The 3,262-nt window shown below is 61.6% G+C and carries 2 protein-coding genes; both read left to right on the top strand.

Annotation, left to right across the window (positions count from 1 at the left end; all coding sequences use genetic code 11):
• On the top strand, positions 1-251 hold a 251-nt coding region (locus D8V06_RS07535; protein WP_177434394.1), incomplete at its 5' end, for a LysR family transcriptional regulator substrate-binding protein.
• A gap of 66 nt (positions 252-317) precedes the next feature.
• The coding region (locus D8V06_RS07530) for a PAS domain S-box protein (protein WP_130930723.1) at positions 318-3,262 on the top strand (2,945 nt) is incomplete at its 3' end.

The raw sequence follows: 3,262 nt of genomic DNA, 5'->3' as shown, positions 1-3,262 counted from the left end.
TGACGCCGAACATCGCCATGAGCACCAACTACCTGGAAACCATCAAGATGATGGTGTCGATCGGCCTGGCCTGGAGCGTGCTGCCACGCACAATGCTCGACGATCAAGTTGCGCGGATACCTTTGCCGGGCATACAACTGTCTCGCCAGCTAGGCTATATCCTGCACACAGAACGGACGTTGTCGAATGCGGCACGGGCCTTCATGGCCTTGCTGGATGCTCAGATCGATCTGCCAGGGACTCACGGCTAACTTGTGCTACTCCTATAGAGCCGCGAAATCCCGTGCCCTATGTTCAATTCAGCCTAAGGCTTGCCAATGCCGAAATCTGTTGACCGTGTTCCGCCGATGCCGCGTATCCAGGCACTTGACCCCAAACGCTCCGAGCAGAGCTGGGAAAGTGCCCCGCAATTACTGGCAGCCCTGAACGGCGCGCGTTTGGGTGCCTGGTATTGGGACATCGAACGGGGACAGATCAGTTGGTCGCGGGGTACCCAGGCGCTGTTTGGCTTCGATCCCCGGCAACCGCTGCCGGAAGACCTCGAATACCTCGATTTGCTGCCGCCCGAAGACCGGGCGAAAACCGTGCGCGCCTTCCACGCGGTGATTGCCGGCGCACCGCTGGAACAGGCGATGCACCACCGCATTCGCTGGCCCGACGGCAGCCTGCATTGGCTGGAAATCAACGGCAGCCTGTTGCCGGACAAACACGGCCGGCCCCGGATGATCGGCGTGATCCGCGAGATCACCCACCAGCGCCAGCGCGAACAGGCGCTGAGCAGCTCGGAAAAACGTTTCGCCACACTGTTTCACCTGTGCCCGAACATGGTCCTGCTGACCCGCCAGGAAGACGGTTTGATCACCGAAGCCAATCAATATTTCGAAAGCCTGTTCGGTTGGCCGGTGCAAGATGCGATCGGCCGCACCACACTGGAACTGGGCCTGTGGGTGCACCCCGAACAACGGGCGGAGCTGGTCAAGGCCACCAAGGCCAAAGGCGAGTTGACCAGCATGGAGGTGCAATTTCGCGCCAGCAACGGGCAGATTCATGACGGTATCCTCAGCGCGCAAAAGGTCGAACTCGAAGGCCAGCCCTATTTGCTGAGCACGTTCCTCGACACCACCGACCGCAAAGCCGCCGAGCACGCGTTGAAGGACAGCCAGGAACGCCTCGACCTGGCGCTGGACTCTGCGCAACTCGGTACCTGGGACTGGCACATTCCCAGCGGCATGCTTTACGGTTCGGCCCGCGCCGCACAGTTGCACGGCCTGGACGCCAAGCCCTTCCATGAATCCTTCGACGAGTTCTTCGAAGGCGTGCCGGGCGAAGAACGCGACACCATGCGTGACGCCTATCGCAGCCTGCGCGAAGGCCCGGCCGGCAACTATCAGCTGACCTATCGCGTGCAACTGCCGGATGGTAGCTCGCGTTACCTGGAAAGCCGCGCCCGCCTCTACCGCGATGAAAACGGCCTGCCACTGCGCATGGCCGGCACCCTGCTCGACATCACCGATCAGGTCGAACGCGAACAACGACTGGTGGCCTCCGAGGAGAAATTCGCCACGCTGTTCCAGGTCAGTCCGGACCCGATCTGCGTGACCCGCCAGGACACCGGACAATTCATCGAGATCAACTCCAGCTTCACCCAGACCTTCGGCTGGACCACCGCCGATGTGATCGGACGCAGCGCCGATGAAATAGGCCTGTGGGACGCCTCGGCAAAAAGTTTGCAGCGGATCGAACAGGTGATTCGCGAACAAGGCCTGAGTAACGTAGCGATTGTCGTCCAGCACAAAAACGGACAAACCCTGACCTGTGTAATTTCCAGCCGGCAGATCAGCGTCGGTGACCAGCCGTGCATCGTTACCACCCTGCGCGACATCACCCAGCAACAGCGCTCGGAGGCGGCGCTCAAGGCCAGCGAAGAGAAATTCGCCAAGGCGTTTCACTCCAGCCCCGATGCCATCACCATCACCGAGCGCGACACCGGGCGCTACCTGGAGGTCAACGACGGTTTCTGCCGCCTGACCGGATACCGCGCCGACGAGGTCATTGGCCGCACGGTGTATCAGGTGGGAATCTGGGCCGAAGAGAAACAACGTTCGGCGTTGTTGGCCGAGTTGCAGATCAAGGGCCGGGTGCATCACCAGGAGATGCTCGGACGCAACAAGCGCGGCGAGTTGCTCACCGTCGAGGTCTCGGTGGAACCGATCACTCTCAACGAAACCGCGTGCCTGCTGCTGACCGCACGGGACGTCAGCTTGCTGAAAAACGCCGAGGCGCAAATCCGTCACCTGGCCTACCACGACCCGCTGACCAACCTGCCCAATCGCGCCTTGCTGATGGATCGGCTCAGCCAGCAGATTGCCCTGCTCAAACGCCACAATTTGCGTGGCGCGCTGATGTTCCTCGACCTCGACCACTTCAAGCACATCAACGATTCCCTCGGCCATCCGGTGGGCGATACCGTGCTGAAGATCATCACCGCACGCCTGGAAGCCAGCGTGCGCATGGAAGACACCGTCGCGCGGCTGGGCGGCGATGAATTCGTGGTGTTGCTCAGCGGTCTTGAAGGCTCGCGCAACGACGTCAGCGCCCAGGTGCGGCAACTGGCCGACACCTTGCGCGAATTGCTGTCGGAACCGATGTTCCTCGACGGCCAGCGCCTGCAAGTGACGCCGAGCATCGGCATAGCGCTGATTCCCGACCACGGCTCCACGCCCACCGACCTGCTCAAACGCGCCGACATCGCCCTTTACCGCGCCAAGGATTCGGGGCGCAACACCGCGCAGATGTATCACAACACCATGCAGAAGGCCGCGAGCGAGCGCCTGCGCATGGAAACCGACCTGCGCCTGGCGCTGTCCCGCGGTGAGTTTCGCGTGCATTACCAGCCACAACTCGATGCCCGCGACAACCGCATCGTCGGCGCTGAAGCACTGGTGCGCTGGAACCATCCGGAACTCGGCGCGCAGTCGCCCGCCGAGTTCATCAAGGTGCTGGAGGACAGCGGATTGATCCTCGAGGTCGGCACCTGGATTCTCGATGAAGCCTGCCAGGCTTGCCGACTGATGATCGCCAACGGCCTGGTGGACCCGCTCGATTTCAGTCTGTGCGTGAACATCAGCCCACGGCAGTTCCGCCAGGCCGACTTCGTTGAGCGCGTCGAAGAAAGCCTCACCCGCTACGGCCTGCCTTGCTCGCTTTTGAAACTGGAAATCACCGAAGGCATCGTCATCCAGAACCTGGAAGACACCATCAG

This window comes from Pseudomonas sp. Sample_24, from assembly GCF_004307605.1.
Lineage (GTDB): Bacteria > Pseudomonadota > Gammaproteobacteria > Pseudomonadales > Pseudomonadaceae > Aquipseudomonas.
This window is presented reverse-complemented; position numbering and strand designations above follow the sequence as displayed.